This is a genomic window from Oleiphilus sp. HI0066, from assembly GCF_001635725.1.
Window position 1 is genome coordinate 1 of sequence record NZ_LWFH01000073.1, and the last position, 582, is coordinate 582.

The following is a 582-nucleotide window of genomic DNA, read 5'->3' on the forward strand; positions in this document are numbered from 1 at the left end:
TACATTACCGGGCCAATTATATTCTTGAATGGCTCGCAGTGCGTCTGTACTGAGTTCTACCGTTGGTCTCGCTAAGCGCTCTCGAGCACGTTCTAAAAGTAAGTGAGCTAAGCCCGTAATATCTTTTCCTCGCTCTCTTAATGGAGGGAGGCGAATTTGAACAACATTGAGTCGATAATATAAATCTTCACGGAATTGGCCGGTACGGGACAAAGACTTTAGATTTCTATGTGTTGCTGCAATTAAGCGCACATCGACTTTTTTAGAGCTGATGGAGCCAACTCGTCTTATTTCTCCTTCTTGTAGAACGCGAAGTAATCGAGCCTGAGCATCAAGGGGCAGCTCACCGATTTCATCCAAAAATAAAGTTCCACCATCGGCTGCTTCAATCAAACCTGCACGCGCAGAGCCAGCTCCTGTAAATGCACCTTTTTCGTGACCGAAAAGCTCTGACTCTATCAGCGACTCAGGAATCGCTGCGCAGTTTATGCACACAATCTCTTGGTTGCGGCGATGGCTCATCTTATGAATGGCCTTCGCCGCGAGCTCCTTGCCGCTGCCTGTTTCACCTTGAATTAGAAC

At 47.3% G+C, this 582-nt stretch carries 1 protein-coding gene; it reads right to left on the reverse strand.

Going from position 1 to position 582, the window contains the following annotated elements; all coding sequences use genetic code 11:
• The coding region (locus A3738_RS01200; protein ID WP_156503869.1) for a sigma 54-interacting transcriptional regulator at nt 1-582 on the reverse strand (582 nt) is incomplete at both ends.